This is a genomic window from Acidicapsa ligni (genome assembly GCF_025685655.1).
GTDB lineage: Bacteria > Acidobacteriota > Terriglobia > Terriglobales > Acidobacteriaceae > Acidicapsa > Acidicapsa ligni.
Genome location: NZ_JAGSYG010000009.1, coordinates 41,161 through 57,216 on the forward strand (window position 1 = coordinate 41,161; position 16,056 = coordinate 57,216).

Annotated in this window: 13 protein-coding genes; 4 read left to right on the forward strand and 9 right to left on the reverse strand. The window is 55.4% G+C overall.

All coding sequences use genetic code 11. The annotated features are described in order from the left end of the window. Positions 1-67 precede the first annotated feature (67 nt). The gene (locus OHL19_RS21735; protein ID WP_263359948.1) at positions 68-658 is read right to left on the reverse strand and encodes a hypothetical protein; all 591 of its coding nucleotides are present in this window, start codon (positions 656-658) and stop codon (positions 68-70) included. 98 nt (positions 659-756) lie between these two features. On the opposite strand from OHL19_RS21735, the gene OHL19_RS21740 reads away from it, so the two are divergent. Then, complete coding sequence (locus OHL19_RS21740; protein ID WP_263359949.1) at positions 757-1,737, forward strand: D-2-hydroxyacid dehydrogenase family protein; 981 nt, start codon at positions 757-759, stop codon at positions 1,735-1,737. A gap of 179 nt (positions 1,738-1,916) precedes the next feature. Here OHL19_RS21740 and OHL19_RS21745 read toward each other — a convergent pair whose 3' ends face one another. The 3 genes from OHL19_RS21745 to OHL19_RS21755 all read right to left on the reverse strand — a co-directional run bounded on the left by OHL19_RS21745 (position 1,917) and on the right by OHL19_RS21755 (position 4,350). Further along, positions 1,917-2,846, reverse strand: a complete 930-nt coding sequence (locus OHL19_RS21745; RefSeq protein WP_263359950.1) for an HTTM domain-containing protein — start codon at positions 2,844-2,846, stop codon at positions 1,917-1,919. Then, on the reverse strand, positions 2,843-3,439 hold the full coding sequence (locus tag OHL19_RS21750; RefSeq protein WP_263359951.1) for a hypothetical protein: 597 nt from the start codon (positions 3,437-3,439) through the stop codon (positions 2,843-2,845). The genes OHL19_RS21745 and OHL19_RS21750 overlap by 4 nt, the downstream gene beginning before the upstream one ends. Before the next feature lie 443 nt (positions 3,440-3,882). After that, the gene (locus tag OHL19_RS21755) at positions 3,883-4,350 is read right to left on the reverse strand and encodes an RrF2 family transcriptional regulator (protein ID WP_263359952.1); all 468 of its coding nucleotides are present in this window, start codon (positions 4,348-4,350) and stop codon (positions 3,883-3,885) included. Between the two features lie 125 nt (positions 4,351-4,475). Here OHL19_RS21755 and OHL19_RS21760 point away from each other — a divergent pair, with 125 nt between their 5' ends. Together OHL19_RS21760 and OHL19_RS21765 are read left to right on the forward strand one after the other, a co-directional pair. Further along, positions 4,476-4,958: a nuclear transport factor 2 family protein gene (locus tag OHL19_RS21760; RefSeq protein ID WP_263359953.1), complete on the forward strand. Its 483-nt coding sequence runs from the start codon at positions 4,476-4,478 to the stop codon at positions 4,956-4,958. A gap of 143 nt (positions 4,959-5,101) precedes the next feature. Then, positions 5,102-5,494 carry a VOC family protein gene (locus OHL19_RS21765; protein ID WP_263359954.1) on the forward strand — a complete coding sequence of 131 codons (393 nt, stop codon included), beginning with the start codon at positions 5,102-5,104 and terminating at the stop codon, positions 5,492-5,494. Between the two features lie 223 nt (positions 5,495-5,717). Here the strand turns inward: OHL19_RS21765 and OHL19_RS21770 are convergent, their stop codons facing one another. From OHL19_RS21770 to OHL19_RS21790, 5 genes are all read right to left on the reverse strand, one after another. Beyond that, positions 5,718-8,405 carry a beta-glucosidase gene (locus OHL19_RS21770; RefSeq protein WP_263359955.1) on the reverse strand — a complete coding sequence of 896 codons (2,688 nt, stop codon included), beginning with the start codon at positions 8,403-8,405 and terminating at the stop codon, positions 5,718-5,720. Between the two features lie 166 nt (positions 8,406-8,571). After that, on the reverse strand, positions 8,572-9,999 hold the full coding sequence (locus tag OHL19_RS21775; protein WP_263359956.1) for an efflux transporter outer membrane subunit: 1,428 nt from the start codon (positions 9,997-9,999) through the stop codon (positions 8,572-8,574). Next, positions 9,996-13,208 carry an efflux RND transporter permease subunit gene (locus OHL19_RS21780; protein WP_263359957.1) on the reverse strand — a complete coding sequence of 1,071 codons (3,213 nt, stop codon included), beginning with the start codon at positions 13,206-13,208 and terminating at the stop codon, positions 9,996-9,998. The genes OHL19_RS21775 and OHL19_RS21780 overlap by 4 nt, the downstream gene beginning before the upstream one ends. Before the next feature lie 3 nt (positions 13,209-13,211). Next, a complete protein-coding gene (locus OHL19_RS21785) occupies positions 13,212-14,477 on the reverse strand; it encodes an efflux RND transporter periplasmic adaptor subunit (RefSeq protein WP_263359958.1) in 1,266 nt (421 codons plus the stop codon). A gap of 6 nt (positions 14,478-14,483) precedes the next feature. Then, the gene (locus tag OHL19_RS21790; protein WP_263359959.1) at positions 14,484-15,374 is read right to left on the reverse strand and encodes an oxidoreductase; all 891 of its coding nucleotides are present in this window, start codon (positions 15,372-15,374) and stop codon (positions 14,484-14,486) included. A gap of 197 nt (positions 15,375-15,571) precedes the next feature. Between OHL19_RS21790 and OHL19_RS21795 the strand changes: the two genes are divergently transcribed. Beyond that, the gene (locus OHL19_RS21795) at positions 15,572-16,045 is read left to right on the forward strand and encodes a winged helix-turn-helix transcriptional regulator (RefSeq protein WP_263359960.1); all 474 of its coding nucleotides are present in this window, start codon (positions 15,572-15,574) and stop codon (positions 16,043-16,045) included. The last annotated feature ends 11 nt before the right edge of the window (positions 16,046-16,056 follow it).

Here is a 16,056-nt window from a genome sequence, read left to right on the forward strand (position 1 = left end):
GTATCAGGGTGGGTTGCAGGTTTTTGTTTGGGATCTTTGATCGTTGTGAACGGTACTCTATAGCGGACTAATGAAAGTCGTGAGAAGCGAGCGCCAATCCATTGTTCGATAGCTGAATAATTCGCTTCGCCTGGACGTGGACCACATTATCTTCGCTCTGCAGCTTTCCTTCGACCAGGAAGAACTTGCACCGCTCGACAGTCAATTTGTTCTTCTCGAAAAAGTCCTTGCTCACGATGATGTTGAAGATTCCCGTCTCGTCCGCCGCCGACATGAAGACCACGCCTTTCGCTGTGCCGGGGCGCTGCTTCACGATGGCGAGCCCGGCCGTCTTCACGTACTCTCCATTGCGACGTTTCTGCAATTCGCTGGCGGTGAGCACTCCCTGAAGACGGAAGGTATGCCGCCAGTAGTGCATGGGATGTTTTCCAATCGTCAGCCCCGTGCCTCCATAGTCCGCGACCAGACGCTCTTCCACATTCATCTGTTGGAGAGGTTGCGATTGCGCATCCTCTTGTAACCATTCGCTGCGCTGCCGGAAGAGAGGGCCTTCCATCTTGCCTGCACGTTCCACCTGCCATAACGCATCGCGGCGATGCGCCACTCCATCTATGGTGTTGAGTGCACCAACGCGAGCGAGAATGGTAACCCTGAACAAGCCGTCGAATCACACGCCGATCGTTGTAACTCTGGAGTAGCGGTGAGCTGAAACGAACTGCAAAGAATGCTTCAGAGAATTGGTGACGAGGAGACGCGATGGCGAAGGTAGCAGTATTGGATGATTGGCAAGGCGTTGCAAAGAGCAGCACAGATTGGTCGGCGTTGTCCGCGATCGCCGATGTCATCTTTTTCGAACGCGCATTTCAGAACGAAGACGATACAGCTGCGGCACTCTCAGACTTCGAGGTAGTGCTTTCCATGCGCGAACGTACGCCGCTCCCGGCCTCGCTGATCAACAGGCTTCCCAATCTGCGAATGCTCGGCATCACAGGCTCGTCGAATGCAGTGCTCAATCTTGCAGCCTGCACAGCGAAAAACATTGTTGTGAGCAACACAACCGGTCATGGCGGAAGCGAGGCATCCACTGCGGAGTTGGCTCTCGGTCTTCTTCTTGCGGCAGCTCGCGCCATACCTGCTGCCGATGCCAATATGCGAGCAGGCTACTTTCAGGAAGATCTGCCGGTGGGTATTTCTCTGGCAGGAAAGACAATCGGAATCCTCGGGCTTGGACGGCTTGGCTCGCACATGGCCCGCTATTGTCAGGCTCTCAATATGACGGTGGTGGCGTGGAGCGAGAATCTTACCGTAGAGAAGGCGCGAGCAGCAGGCGTTGCTCTCGTCTCGAAAGAGGAATTGTTCTCGACCTCCACTGCCATCAGCATCCATCTTGTACTTTCGCCGCGTACGCGTGGTCTGATCAATGCGTCCGATCTGGCTCGGATGAAGCCGGGAGCAATCCTGATCAATACTTCCCGCGGTCCTATCGTGAACGAGACGGCTCTCGTTGAGGCGGTGCAGGCGCGTCGCATCATCGCAGCTCTCGATGTATATGACCGTGAACCGCTGCCTCAAGACCATCCTTTGAGGAGTGCTCCCAACACGGTCCTCACGCCGCACCTCGGCTACGGTGTGCAGGAGGTATGGAGAGAGTTCTACGGGCAGAGCGTCGAGAACGCGCTGGCGTTCCTCAAAGGAAAACCTGTACGTGTCGTGAACGCCGAAGTTCTTCGAGCCTGATAGACATTCGGCTACAGGGAGTCTTGGTCGGGGACTCGAATTCAACGCCTTAGAATCGAGGACCGCCCTTTCCAACCCTTGCCGCCTCTAAAACGGCTTACAGAGACTTGGCTAGAGCGGGTCGCACAACGTTATGAAAGGGGCCGACCGAGTCGCCAACCCGGCTCTCGATCAAATCTTCAGTCTTGCGCTTGATGGAGGCCTGAACTGGCGAAGACTCTGAATTGTAGGCACCGTTGAAGCCCTCCAGGATCGAAGAAAAGCGGATACACGCAGAGCATGTCCCACTGGAACATCGGAATGTTTAATGCGTATTCCAGTGAGAGGTGGAAGAGCAGGCCCGCTATGAGCAACGGTGTGCGAAACGGCTTGAACCAGACGAGGAGAGGAAATACAAGCTCGAAGCACAATGCAAGCCATGTGCCTAGATGCAAAGCCCACGATTGGAGGATGAAGGCCGGCAGGGGAAATCGTGCTATCTCCCGAAGGTGCACGACGTAGAACAGGGCCGTTCCGTTGCGCCATGCCGCTCCCTTCAGCTTCCAACAGAAGCCGGCGAGGTACACAATCGCCAGTTGAAACTGGATTAGGCGTTGTGCCCAGGGAGGGTAAAGCCGTCCTTTCGCGCCGGGCCCGGATGCGTGGCGTCGCCGCAGTACGCTGTCCAGTGACAGCGCCGCTCCGGCTGGAGCGAAGACCAAAAAGAATGCCACGGCCCGCAGCAGCGTGTCACCACCATGCAGGATCAGTGGGTTTCTTTGGTTTAGAGAGTTGAGACCGAGATATACGATTACCGTGCTTAGCCGTGTTGCGAGGCCGAGCGTTAATGCAATAGAGGCGGCGAGAAGGAGCCAGTAAAGTCCGACCACCCAGCGATCGTCGCGGGGGATCAATGGAAAGAGGTCGAGGCGGAAGCCCGATTCTGCCTTGCCAATCGTCTCCATGCTAACCCAGCCTTCGACGCCAAACCAAGCGAGCCAATCGCGATGAAGAAACAGGAGTGTGGCTCCGACACAAAAGCCGAAGAGTATTCGGAAGAGGCCCAGAGGGTATGGTGAGATTGGCTTGAAAAAGAAGTCGGCGAGTATGGAGGGGCTGCGTTTGTTCATCGCTGGTCCTCCGGCTCGAGGCTCTGTTGGGAAACAATGGTCGGCTTAGCGCCGGCTTCGTTCCCAACTAGACCTTTGGCAGGATCAATCGGCGAATCAAACCTAACGAGAATCACCCGGTCAGGCGGATCGGATGGGCTCATGGACACACGCCGCGCCGCTTCCTTCTCTATGTCCGGCCAAAGGCCCGAACAGTCCTTGCACAGAACACTCTCTACAAATTTGCGGTAACGCTCTTGGCTGTACCGCTGCCAAAGAGATAGGTCTTCCATCCTCGGGAACGAGTAGACCTCCATGTTTCCGCTTCGGGCAAACACGATCGCCTTGAGAAACTCTTCCTCTGATTTGGGATTTGGGGCAAAGGTATCGTACATCTCGTTCAGACCCACGCACCGGGTGTAAGGGGAGAGGAAAGCCAGCAAGTACGCAGGAACGACACCGAGCGGGAGTGCGAAGGCCAGAATAGCGACCAGGTGGAAAGCCACAAATAGGGTTGTAACGACTCGGACAATACGACGGGAATCGCTGCTCGCCCCGTTTCGGGAATCATTGGGCTTTGGTGTGTGACTCTTTTGCGATCTCGCCAGCTTCATATCTCTCGTCGTCCTTCGCATTGTGGTGAACCGGATAGCTGCGAAGGCACAGACGAATGGCCGGCGTTCCGATGGAGTCCCGTGCTTGCAGGCGCCACGGAGCTGTTTGGCTAGGGTTGGACGAAAAAACTGCTATTCCGGCGGCCATCGATTCTTCAACCAATAGAGACTTTAGGTCGCTGATCATTTGTTGTTCCCACCGCACGGGTATAACGTACCATCCGGATGGAGGCCGCACCATTATGTCTTCCTATACCTACCCGCCCGCGGCACTGGTTCGGCGGACGGCGAGTGCGGATCCGGAGGCGCAACAATTTACTTGGCCGTAACGTTAGTGTTCTTCCGGCATGATTGTCTTGGGACGCACAACTGGTTGGGTTGAATCGAAAGGATGCATTCCCAGCCGGGACGATAACCGATCCGGTATGGCCTCTACGAGCTGGTCATCGGTGCGCCTGAGTGTGTGACGGAGTTGCAGTATCCCCCGCAAGCGTTCGGAGATCGTGGAGGGCCTGAAGCAATGTAGACTTCCCCAGCATCGATAGGACCGCTTCTTCCGCATCGTCGACGAGCTTCTCGAAATAGCCTTGGACGTTCGCACTGACCAGGCAGCGGTGTGGGATGCCCGTGCGGGCGGCCCAAATCTTCTTGTCCGCCACGATCGAACGGTATATCTCTGCCAGCGTGATCTTCGCCGCAGGGCGAGCCAGACGAACACCACCGGCCTTTCCCATGGAGGACGAAACCAGTTTGTCCCTTACAAGCGGGACAAGTAGCTTCCGCACGAAGCTTGCGTTCGCTCCCAGACTTTCGGCGATTTGAGACGAGCTGAGATGGGAGACGGACTCTTCTTGCGCCAGCGCGAGACTGAGCATGAGTTGAAGCGCGGTGGGGAAACGAACGTCGATCATGTCGGCCACATGTCCTTTCGCCTTGGGACTCCGATCTAAGTGTATCGGTCATAGTTGCACTGAAATGGCTCAATATGCTCCAATCATGGATACAGTTAAAGAAATTCTGCATGATCGGAGTAGGAATGAGCGACGAGCGAACAATTCAGCAGGTACTTGCAAAATATGTGAGAGGCGCGGATCGTCGGGACGGGGCGGCTGTTGCCGAACTGTTTACCGACGACGGAAAGGTAGAGATCTTCTATAGCAACTCCGGCAATCCCGAGCCCATGGGGGAGATTGTTGGGCCAGGGCCGATTGCGACCGCAGTATCGCAGATGATGCGGCCCCATCCACCTGGGGGCTGGAGTCATCACACTACCCACGATCCAATCATTGAGGTCATTGGAGATCGGGCCACTCTTGACGCCCAGTTCATCGTCTTCAGCGTTCAAGCCAAAGAAAAGCCGGAGGGCGGTTGGCCTGCAGACGCGCTCGGAGTTCAGGGCAGCGTGACGCCGATCGAATCGGGTTACTATCGTCCGATCCTGCATCGCGTCGGAGGCGGCTGGAAGATCCAGACTCTCCGGATTGTGATGGATATGCCGATAGCATTTCCCCGTCATTGAAGGGTAATTGTCCGCCTTTTATCGCAAATAGATTGGGCTGGATTCCGCTGCGCTGGCGACATGTACGTACCGTGGCCATGAGCATACGTCACCTATGATCCATACAATCCTCGAGGGGTGAAAGGGCATTGATCCCTCTCGATTTGAAGGAGAACGTTATTCTCGATCACATCATTCTTACGGTCAGCAATGTCGAACGCTCGCTGGAGTTCTATGAAGCGGCTTTGAAACCTCTGAAGATCAAATTCTTCCTACCCTACAAGGGCGAACACGGTCATCCTGATCTCTGGGGATTCGGCGATGGAAAGCGAGCATTCTTCTGGCTGAAGCAGGGAAAGCCCGATCCTGCTTCGATTCACTGGGGCTTCATGGCCGAGAGCAACGAAAAGGTCGATGAGTTTTACGAGGCTGCAATGTCCGCCGGCGCGAAAGACAATATCTCACCGCGGGCTCGAACCGAATACTATTCCGGTTACTACGCCGCTGATGTGTTTGATCCGGATGGATACTCGTTTGAAGTCGTCCATAAAAGCTAAGCATGAAGCCTGACGGCTTTGGTTTCGAGCCGCAATGCCCGGCTCGCGAAGACGTGTAAGTGTGGCTTTCCTGCTTGGCACGCGCCGACGCCTTCGGCTTCGGGCCACGTGGCGCACCCGTGGGCATAGTCGTTTGATATGTGACTTAGACCACGAGTGCGCTCCATCGCGCGAAATCACGATGTTCGCTAAGGTAAGAACCGCGGGCGTCAGCGTACGCCTCCTATTCAACTGGAGAGGTAAGCGTGAGATCGCGTGATGAGGCACCAACGAGGACTCGACGAGGACCTCCGAGAACCCAGGTGTGCTCATTCTCAGACCAGTATTGAAGGCTGCGCTTTCCTATGTTCAGGGTTATTGTTTTGTTTTCTCCGGGTTTGAGGTTGATCCGCTCGAACGCTGCTAATGTTTTCTGAGCAAATTGGATCCCGGTGGGTCGATCCTTTGGAGCTTCGAGGTAGACCTGCGGGATCTCATCCCCGTCGACTTTGCCGACATTCTTTACCTGAAACTCCACATCTAGGCCCCCATCACCGGCCGGTCGGACAACCAGGTTCGAGTAAGCGAACTGTGTGTAAGAAAGCCCAAAGCCGAATGGAAACAAAGGGGCAATGTTCTGGCTATCGAACCAACGGTAGCCGACGTTGACGCCTTCCGAATAGGTGGTTTTACCGTTCACGCCTTTTGAGGAACGCTCTGGATGTGCTGGGTCCGTTGCTGGGTAGTCCTCGAGACGCTTGGCCCACGTAAATGGTAGTCTGCCAGCGGGATCCACCTCTCCGAGCAGGACATTCGCCGTTGCCCACCCACCCTCGTCCCCTGGCCACCACATCTGGAGGACGGCTTTTACCTTATTGAGCCAAGGCAATACCACCGGTTGGGAGACATTCAGTACGACAATCGTGTTTGGATTGACGGCGGCTATCTCATCTATTAGTTTGTCTTGTTCTCCCGGAAGACCAAAGTCAGGCTTGCCTTTTGTCCAAAGAAACACAATGGCTGTGTGGGCATGTCTTGCTGCCTCGATGGCGCGCTGATGATCGCTGATCCGTTGGTCTGGAGTCATCCAACTGAGCCGTACCTGTTCGGGATTATTGGATGTATCCGGGGTGACTTCAACGGATATGGAATGCCTACCCTTGGTGAGTTCGATAGAGCGTCGCACGTTGTCCAATCCATCGACTGTGGGAAGGCCGTTGTCCTGGGTTGCGTGCTGCACGTCCCCATGCACTGTCCCCTTGAGGGCGCCGGTCCGTCCGAGTTCCTTGCCGTCAATAATCATGACACCGCGGGCACCCAACACCTGCAAGTACATCCAGTAGCTGCCGCTCTTAGGGACGGTGAGTGTTCCTGACCATTTGAACGAACTGTTCGCTGGCAGCGATCTCTGATTGGAATTGGTGAAGTTGATTTCAGGATCGACAGAAGTATGTCCGCTCTCACTCGTGCGCAGGAGACCCGGGCGGCCATCATGAGAAAGCGTCTCTTTCTGAATTGGGGAACCCGTCATGTCATCGTCGACTGCGAACGCGATGTGGGCTCCGGGAGCCGTCCTTCGTAGCGCATCGAGAGGACTGACCTGTCGCTCAGTCAGCCCTGGAGAGCGCTCTCCGAAGGTGCCGATTGCCGCCACCTGGCCGGCGGTCGGACCGATCAAAACTAGCGAGTCCAGATCGTCCTGCCGCAATGGAAGCGCGCCATCGTTCTTGAGGAGCACAGCAGCGTGCTCGGCTGTTCTCCGAATGACCTCGGCATTGGCCTCAACATCTTGAGGGGTAATCGAATGCTTTTGCTTCCCGTCGAGGTAGCCGAACCTGTCGATCTCGTAGAGAACACGACGAACTGCCGCAGTGACCGTCGCTTCGCTCACTGTCCGATCCTTCAGAACATCTTGCATTCTTCGCGGATCAGTATCCGTTGGAAATGCGCTCATATCCAGGGAGCCATTGTCCGGCTCCTCCGGAAGGCGGCCACCGAGTATTCCAGCAAGCTGCTCCCCGGTCACTTTCGACCGTGGCCCGGTAGGAAGTGGCAAGGTCTGAAAGTACGTCCGCATCACAAGCGCCATGGGGCTGTCCGGCTGCATGACGCCAGGCATCTCCATATCCAACCCATGATTGATGAAATCCACGTTGTGGACCCCACCCCAATCGGACGTGACAAAACCTTTGAACCCCATCTCCACCTTGAGCAGTGATTTCAACGTATCCGAATTACCGCAGGCAAATGGGCCATTGATGTGGTTGTAGGAGCACATGACTGAAGACACTCCAGCCTTGATCGCGGCCTCGAAGGGAGCGGCATATACCTCGTGGAGAGTCTGTGCATCGATAAACGTGTTGTACGACTCGCTATCGTAACCAATGAAATGCTTGGCCTGCGCCATGACATCTTGAGCCTGCGTGCCGCGGATCTGAGCCGCTCCCATGACACTCGTTAGAAACGGATCTTCGCCAAAAGTGTTGTAGCCGCGGCTGAATGTGATATCTCGATCGATATTGATGAACGGCTGGAGAACGACATCGATTCCAAGAGAACGCGCTTCGCGACCAATGACCGCCCCATTGTCCTCGGCGTCCTTGACGCTGAAGGTCGCTGCCACTCCCATCGTGGCCGTCTCGGCTTGGGAAGGAATTCGTGTCAAAATGCCCGGCGGTCCGTCTGCCATGCGTAGAGAGGGAATGTGCAGTCTCGGAACTCCGGGTACAAATCCCGCCTGTCCCTGATAGGTCGAACTGTCCTCGATTCCCCCACGTATGAGGTTCATCTTCTCTTCGAGCGTCATTTGACCCAGAAGTTGATCGATTCGTGCCTCGTTTGCGATCTCCGGTAGAACTGTCTGTGAAAAGCCAAGACGGCACGCGCTCTCGCATAACGCAACTAGAAGGATTAGCTTATTTACTCTCTTCATGATCGTTCTTCCTTTCGTCGACTGGTCCCTTTAGCAGCGCTTCCACAGGAGGACAGTCCGGGTAATCACTGGATGGATCGTGGGCTTAGAAGTGCCGCTCTATGTCTTGATCCTCATCTTGCGATTCGGATCGCTTGCGTTGAGAAACTCAAGAGCATCGTTGTATTCACCTCCAGCCGCCTCCCAGCGCACCGTAGAGGTTCACAAGGGTGAGCGCCTCAATTTGCTGGATCGTTGTCAGGTTAAGTTGAGCTGAGAAGAGGTTTGAGTCGGTCGTAAGCACCTCAAGATAGCTTGTCGCGCCGCTTGCGTAACGTGCTCTCGCGAGCCGCGTGGCATCCTCAGCTGCAGCTACGAGCAATTCCTGTTGCTCCCTGGCGTCGCGTTGTTTACGAGCCGCTATCAGCGCATTGGAAACATCACGGAAGGCTGTGTAGATGGTTTTGAGGTAGTTCGCGACCATCTCATCTTTCTGCCTCTGGGAGAGAGTCAATTGGCCGCGAAGTCTGCCACCCTCAAACAGAGGCTGCGTTAGCGAACCAATTCCGTAAATGGTCCGGGCTGATGGATTGAAAAGGGACGAGAGCGTGTCTCCTCCGACTCCCCCGGATGCACTGATAGACACCTGAGGGAAAAACTGAGCCTTGGCTACTCCGACCTGGGCATTCGCCGCACGCAATTTGGCTTCTGCTTGCTGGATGTCGGGTCTTCGCTCAAGCAACTCAGAAGGTACGCCCGTCGGAAGCTTTTCAGGGGGTGGGCTCAAAGCATGAGGGGCAGTGTGGAGAACAACGCCCGGTTCCTGCGCAAGCAGGAGCCGCATTGCATTCTCATTTTGTTGTATCTGTTGCTCGATTTCTGGAATCTGCGTCGTGGCTGTATAAAGCAGTTGTTCGGCCTGACGTACATCTGAGAGTGGTGCATCGCCAGCTTCTTCCAGCCTGCGGGTCAGATCAGCGGAATTTCGACGCGCTTCCACTGTCCTTCGGGTGATCTCTAATTGGCGATCAAGGGCTCGCAGCTGGATATAAGTCGTCGCCACCTGCTGCACGAGGCTCACTCTCACTGCGCGTTGAGCCCAGACCTGAGCCATCATTTGTTCTCGTGCTGCTTCGGTTTGCCTTCTATAGAGTCCCCAAAAGTCAGGCGTCCAACTCGTCGAAAGGCTCAAACTACCGTCGGCCAGAGGACTCTCCACGATGTTGTTCAGTGAGTTCCCCAAGTTGGCTCCGAGACCAGTTCCTCCGACCGTAATCTGAGGAAATGCCTGGGAGCGTGTGATCTGGACCTGTGCCCGCGCCTCGAGCACGCGCTCCGCGGCGATCCGAAGGTCGAAATTATTCGCCAATGCAGCCCGAATCACATCTTGTAGCTCTGGCTCGCGGAAGATGTCTGACCATTGCTGGTCTCCCAATGAATCTTTTGTGTCGTTGGATGTCTGCGCATTATCGACGGCCCGGAAGGCCGGCGGCGGTTGGATCTGCGGTCTTACGTATTTTGGACCGACGGTGCAGCCGGTCGCCCCAAGGAGTACCAACAGTGAAGCCTTCGCAAGCCGATCCCGCGTTGCAATGATCCTTCCTGTCGCGGTCAACGCAGACCTCCCTCGAGTTGAGGCGGACGCTGCTCACCGCTGTGAAGTGGTTCTGGTGCGTGGGCAGAGTCCATGCTGATGCCTTTCCCTCCGCGTTTCAGACGATGCGAGATGTATTCGACGATCGAGAAGGTGACCGGAATCAGAAGGATTCCAAAGAGTGTCGCCAACAACATTCCGCCGACAACGACACTGCCAAGCACTCTGCGTGCAACTGCTCCAGCACCACTGGCGAACCAAAGCGGCAGACACCCAAAGATGAATGCCAGAGCCGTCATGACAATTGGCCTAAAGCGGAGCCGGGCTGCATGGAGCGCAGCATCGTTGATAGATTGTCCGCTTTTGTAATTTTTGACTGCGAACTCGACAATCAGAATCGCATTCTTAGCGGACAGTCCGATCAGCATGATCAATCCGATCGTCGCAAAAATGTCATTCTCGAGCGAACGCGCGGCCAGGGCCAGATAAGCGCCGAGAATCGCAACCGGGGTGCTGAGCAGAACGCTGAAGGGTAGAGACCAACTCTCATACAGAGCCGCCAGAATCAGAAAGACAAAGAGTAGGGACAAGCCGAAAACAGCCCATGTTGGCACGCCTTGGGCGGCACGTTGTTCCTGAAAGCTCATTCCCTGGTAGTCGTATCCCATGCCCCGGGGCATCGTTTCGTGAAAGACCTGTTCGAGCGCTTCACGGACCTGCCCTGAACTGTATCCGGGAGCACCTGCGATGTTGATCTGCGCCGCATTGTGCTCGTTGAAGCGCAAAACAAACTCCGGTCCTGTAGCTTGGCTCACATGTACCAGCGAAGAGAGTGGCACCTGACTTCCATTGGCACTTCGGACATAGAACTGGTTGATGCTCTCGATCTTCGTTCGTGACTTGCCGTCAGCTTGAACAAACGTCTGCCATTGTCGGCCGAATCGATTGAAGTAGTTCACGAGGTAGCCGCCCATGAAGGTCTGCAGCGTCGCATAGATGTTGCTAAGGTCGACCTGTTGTTGCGATGCTTTTTCGCGATCGACGTCGACGTAGAGCTGGGGGACCGCGGGGAGATAAGACGGTATAGCGCCCGCGATCTCTTTACGCTTCGAGACAGTGTCGAGGTACTTCAGCAAATTCTTCATTAGAAATGTAGGGTCGTCGGTTCCGGAGCGATCTTCAAGGATCATCGTCACTCCACCAGAGGTACCGATACCCGGAATCGCTGGAGGAGGAAAGCTGAAGGCGACCCCGTCGTTGACAGCGCCAAGTTGCTTCTGAAGGCTGGCTTCAATCGCTTCGATCTGCTCCTGCCTTGATTTGCGAGCTTCCCAGGGTTTCAGAGACACAAAGAAGAATGCGGCATTTGTGCTCTGCGTCTGTGTCAATAGGTTGAGACCGTTCACCTGAACTACAGCACCAACGCCCGGTGTCTTCCGAAGGCTGGAAGCGAGTTGCTGGGCCGCAGCATCCGTACGCTGGAGGCTGGCGACGTCAGGAAGCTGGAGGGCGGCGTATAGATATCCCTGATCTTCCTGGGGAATGAAGCCTGCAGGAAGACGATTTCCCAATAGGAGAGCGGCTCCCGCAATTACGGCCAGGCCGAGGAAAGCTGCAACGGATTTATGGATGAGGATTCCGCAGGTTTTTACATACTTCTCCGTTGTCCAACCGAAGAACGAGTTGAAGCGACTAAAGAAGGACGCTTGCCAGTTATGGGCTTTGCCTTTGGTGCGGGGCTTCAGGAGCAGAGCTGCGAGAGCTGGACTTAACGTGAGCGCGTTGAAGGCAGATATCGCAACAGAGATCGCGATGGTAATCGCAAACTGTTGGTACAGTCGGCCCGTGATGCCTGGTATAGCGGCCGTCGGGATGAAAACAGCGGCCAGAATTAGAGCGATTGCCACAACGGGGCCACCCACTTCCTCCATTGCCTTGATCGTCGCCTCCTGCGGAGCAAGGCCCCCTTCAATGTGATGTTCCACCGCCTCTACGACGATGATCGCGTCATCTACTACCAGCCCGATCGCAAGCACCAAGCCGAACAATGACAGGGTGTTGATCGAGAAGCCGAGGAATGGGAAGACGATGAATGTACCTATGAGAGACACCGGTACAGCCATAAGCGGAATCAACGTAGCGCGCCAGCCTTGCAGGAAAAGGTAGACTACCAGGATCACGAGCACGAGCGCGATAATCAGCGTTTCAAGAATTTCGTGGATTCCTGCGTCCACCGCCTTCGTTGTGTCCAGCGGCACATCGTAGCGCAGTCCAGGAGGGAAGGTTGATTGGAGTTCATCAAGTCGTTGGCGTACCGCGCGAGCAACGTCCACAGCGTTCGAACCTGGTAGCTGATAGACGCCGAAAACTCCCGCCGGCGAACCGTTGAAGCGTGCCGTCATGGTGTACGACTGCGTGCCAAGCTCGATGCTGGCAACATCACTCAAATGAAGAACCGAGCCGTCGGGATTTGACCGCAGAATGATGTTCCCGAACTGTTCAGGGGTGATCAATCGACCTTGCGTGCGAACTGTGTAGGTGAGTTGCTGGCCCAGGGGTACCGGCTCGGCTCCGATTTGCCCCACCGGGTTAACGTTGTTCTGAACTCCGAGAGCGTTGATGACGTCGGTTGCAGTCACCCCAAGCTGTGCGAGCTTGTCGGGATGCACCCAGATCCGCAAGGCATACTGGCCGCCGAATATTTGAACGCGGCTAACGCCCGGCACGCGGGTCAACTCATCTTGCAGATTGATGATGGCGTAGTTCGTGAGAAAGTCTGCACCATACTGTCCTGTAGGCGACGATAGAGCGACAACCATCAGAGGAGAATTCTGAGACTTCTGCACGGTGACGCCGGCGGTGTTCACTTCTGGAGGCAATTGTGCCTGAGCCTGGGAAACCCGCAGTTGAGAAAGGACCTGATCGGTGTCTGGATTCGTCTTCACATCGAAATCAACATACAGCGTTGTTTGTCCGTTGTTCGCGTTCACGGAAAACATGTAAAGCATGTTGTCGACACCGTTGGTCTGCTGCTCGAGTGGAGTCGCAACCGCCTGTTCAAGCGTATGTGCATCGGCGCCGGGATAGGTGGCCTGGACCTGAATTTCGGGAGGCACGATATCTGGATACTCGGAAGTAGGCAGATAGGCCAGCGATACCAGACCAATGACAACCGTGAGGATAGCGATGACGATGGCAACGATGGGGCGACGGATGAAAAACTTGGACATCGTTTACCTCCCCCCCGCAGTAGTTTCAGTCGTCGATGTTTGGCCAACGGCTGCACTGAGCGAGATTTCTGTCGCTTCTACTAAGAGGCCTTCGCTCAGCTTCTGGAGGTTGCTGGTTATGACGCGTGCGCCTGCTTGAACACCCAAGGTGACGATGAAGTTTGTACCGATTTGAGGCCCGAGGACAACGTTGACGACATGGACATGATTCCGATCGTCTACCGTCTCGACTTCCTTCACCCCTTGAATTTCGAGAACAGCGGTTTGAGGAATCAGTAGCGCATGAGGAACAACCTCTGCGGTCGCGGTGATTCTTCCGTACTGCCCGGGTCTCAAGAGAGCGTGAGGATTCGGGAAGGCGGCCGCTACACGGATAGCGCCTGTCTGCTGATTGATTTGACGATCTACAAAAATAATGTGGCCCGGATAGGTATAGGTATCTCCGTCAGCGAGTTGCAAAGTGAGAGGAAGCTTGTCTGCAATCTGCAAAAGGCTTTGACCGCCCTGTTCGGCTCTCTTGCTCAGGCGCAGATAATCCCGGTCACTGATCGAAAAATAAGCCTTGATAGGATCGAGTTGAGAGACGGACGTGAGAGTCGATTGGGGGCCGACCAAATTGCCAACCTGTGTCGTGGCTTGACCGGCGACTCCGGTGATCAGCGATTTGACTTGCGTGAAGCCAAGATTAAGCTTCGCCGCTGAGACATTGGCATTTGCTGTAGCGATTGCCTCGAGAGAGGTTTTCGCGGCGGCCTGAGCTTGAGCCAATTGCTGCTTCTCGTTGTCTAGTTGGCTTTGAGATATCGCCCTTTGTTGGGCGAGCGGTGCATCGCGCTCAACGTTGATTTCGGCTAGGCGTAGCTGTGCCTGCGTTTGTTCAAACTGTCCTCTTGCCTGTCCGACTTGCCCTTCAGCCTGTTCCAAGGCGGCTTCGAAAGGACGCCGATCAATTTCAAAAAGAATCTGGCCTTTGGTGACCTTGGATCCTTCCCGATATTTCTGCGCTACGAGATATCCACTTACCTGAGGTTGTATCTGGGCGTTGACATATCCATCGAGTGTTCCGACCCAGTCTCCCCTAAGCGGCACATCTACCGGCGTTACGCGGACGCAGTTGACGGGAAGCGGTTTCGATGTCGCTGATTGGCTGGTCCTGGAAGCATGGCAGCCGAGCAGGATCAGGAGCATCGACGAAAGGGTAACGGCGCGAACTTTTCGCACGAAGAGGTCGCGAAGATCCCTGTTGTTTTGTGGTGGAGACTGGGACATGGCCTGTTACCTTGCTCGTTCCGTCAAAGTTTCTTGGTTCTGCCAGGGATAGGCGATTTCCACGGGCTCGCATTCGAAATCGGTAGAAATGCTTAGCGAACGCCACTCTTCGTCTTCCCGAATTCGCTCGCGACTGGTCTTTTCAGCCAAGTCGACTGCGTCACTGCCGAGCAATAGCCGCAATGGCGGCTTTTGGATGGTGGCCAGATTGAGGATGACCTTAGCTGCGCGTGAGGGGTCGCCGGGCTGCTTGCCGCTGTTTTGCCTTAGGTAGTCAGCCACCACACCGACTGTCGGTCGATACTCCTGCCGGATCGAACCGACGGTCATCGAGCTTCCAGCCCAATCGGTTCGAAAACCGCCGGGCTCGACGATCGTGATCTCGATCCCCAAGGGTGCGACCTCTTTGGAGAGGGCCTCGGAAAACCCTTCGACCGCCCACTTCGCTGCTTGGTATGCGGCGATGCCAGGCGTTCCCAACCGAGCGCCGATCGAGGATATTTGGAGGATGCGTCCCTCACCACGCAGTCTCATGTGCGGCAGGACCGCCTTGGTCACATGGACCACACCAAAGAAGTTCGTTTCCATTTGTGCGTGCAGATCGTCGAGCCTGAGATCTTCGACCGGGCTTACATTGCCGTAGCCGGCGTTATTGACAACAACGTCGATTGAACCGAAGACTGCGATCGCACGAGCGATTGCTGTGTCAACTGCCCGAGCATCAGTGACGTTGAGAGCAATGGTTTCGACTTGGGATCCATACTTTTCCTTGAGCGCCCATAATTGGCCCGGATCTCTCGCGGTGGCTGCGACTTTGAATCCGTTTGCGAGGGCCTCCTCGGTGATTGCTCTCCCTAGCCCTCTAGAACATCCGGTGATGAACCAAACCTGCTCCATGAACTCCTCCGTTGATGCACAAAGTAACGGAGTTGGTATCAAAATGGAAGAAGGAACCAGTTGGTTCTATACAAACCAATTAGTTAGTTATTGCAAAATGAATAGGATAGGTCGATCACGTCGGAGACGCAATTTGAATAAGTATGAGGTAGGCCGCCCCGCAGCCTCGGTGTCCGATAAGCACCTAAAGCCGAGTGGTGCTATACATACTGGGGAGGAACCAAGCCTTGGATGCCCAGCAAAATCCGGATTTTTGTGACTCTCTTACTGACGAACAGGATGAGGCGGCCCGTCAACTTCTCGAGACAGTAGCGGCGAAATGGCCTATGGCAGTTCTTTACGAGTTGGTCTGTGCGGGTGGCCCCGTCCGTTTCAGCCGAATCCGTGACCGGGTCGATGGGATTAGCCAAAAGGTCTTGGCCCAGACTCTACGCACTCTGGAGTCATACCGGCTTATCACGCGGAAGGTCTATCCGGAAGTTCCACCACGGGTGGAATACCAAGCAACGTCGCTGGGCCATAAGCTTCAGCAACAGTTCGTTCCCGTCTGGGCCTGGATTGTGGAACACCTCGATGACTTCCAGGGTGTCGCAATCATCACTCCGAAAGTCGATGATCGGGCAGACCTCGAGCACTCGACTTCCGCTTCAGAGCTGATCGCACGACACTGACGTAATTGGCC

What these genes read in the sequence shown, in the direction of transcription:
- OHL19_RS21740 (WP_263359949.1), top strand. Translation starts at nt 757, where the DNA reads ATGGCGAAGGTAGCAGTATTGGATGATTGGCAAGGCGTTGCAAAGAGC.
- OHL19_RS21745 (WP_263359950.1), bottom strand. Translation starts at nt 2,846, where the DNA reads ATGAACAAACGCAGCCCCTCCATACTCGCCGACTTCTTTTTCAAGCCA.
- OHL19_RS21750 (WP_263359951.1), bottom strand. Translation starts at nt 3,439, where the DNA reads ATGAAGCTGGCGAGATCGCAAAAGAGTCACACACCAAAGCCCAATGAT.
- OHL19_RS21755 (WP_263359952.1), bottom strand. Translation starts at nt 4,350, where the DNA reads ATGATCGACGTTCGTTTCCCCACCGCGCTTCAACTCATGCTCAGTCTC.
- OHL19_RS21760 (WP_263359953.1), top strand. Translation starts at nt 4,476, where the DNA reads ATGAGCGACGAGCGAACAATTCAGCAGGTACTTGCAAAATATGTGAGA.
- OHL19_RS21770 (WP_263359955.1), bottom strand. Translation starts at nt 8,405, where the DNA reads ATGAAGAGAGTAAATAAGCTAATCCTTCTAGTTGCGTTATGCGAGAGC.
- OHL19_RS21780 (WP_263359957.1), bottom strand. Translation starts at nt 13,208, where the DNA reads ATGTCCAAGTTTTTCATCCGTCGCCCCATCGTTGCCATCGTCATCGCT.
- OHL19_RS21785 (WP_263359958.1), bottom strand. Translation starts at nt 14,477, where the DNA reads ATGTCCCAGTCTCCACCACAAAACAACAGGGATCTTCGCGACCTCTTC.
- OHL19_RS21790 (WP_263359959.1), bottom strand. Translation starts at nt 15,374, where the DNA reads ATGGAGCAGGTTTGGTTCATCACCGGATGTTCTAGAGGGCTAGGGAGA.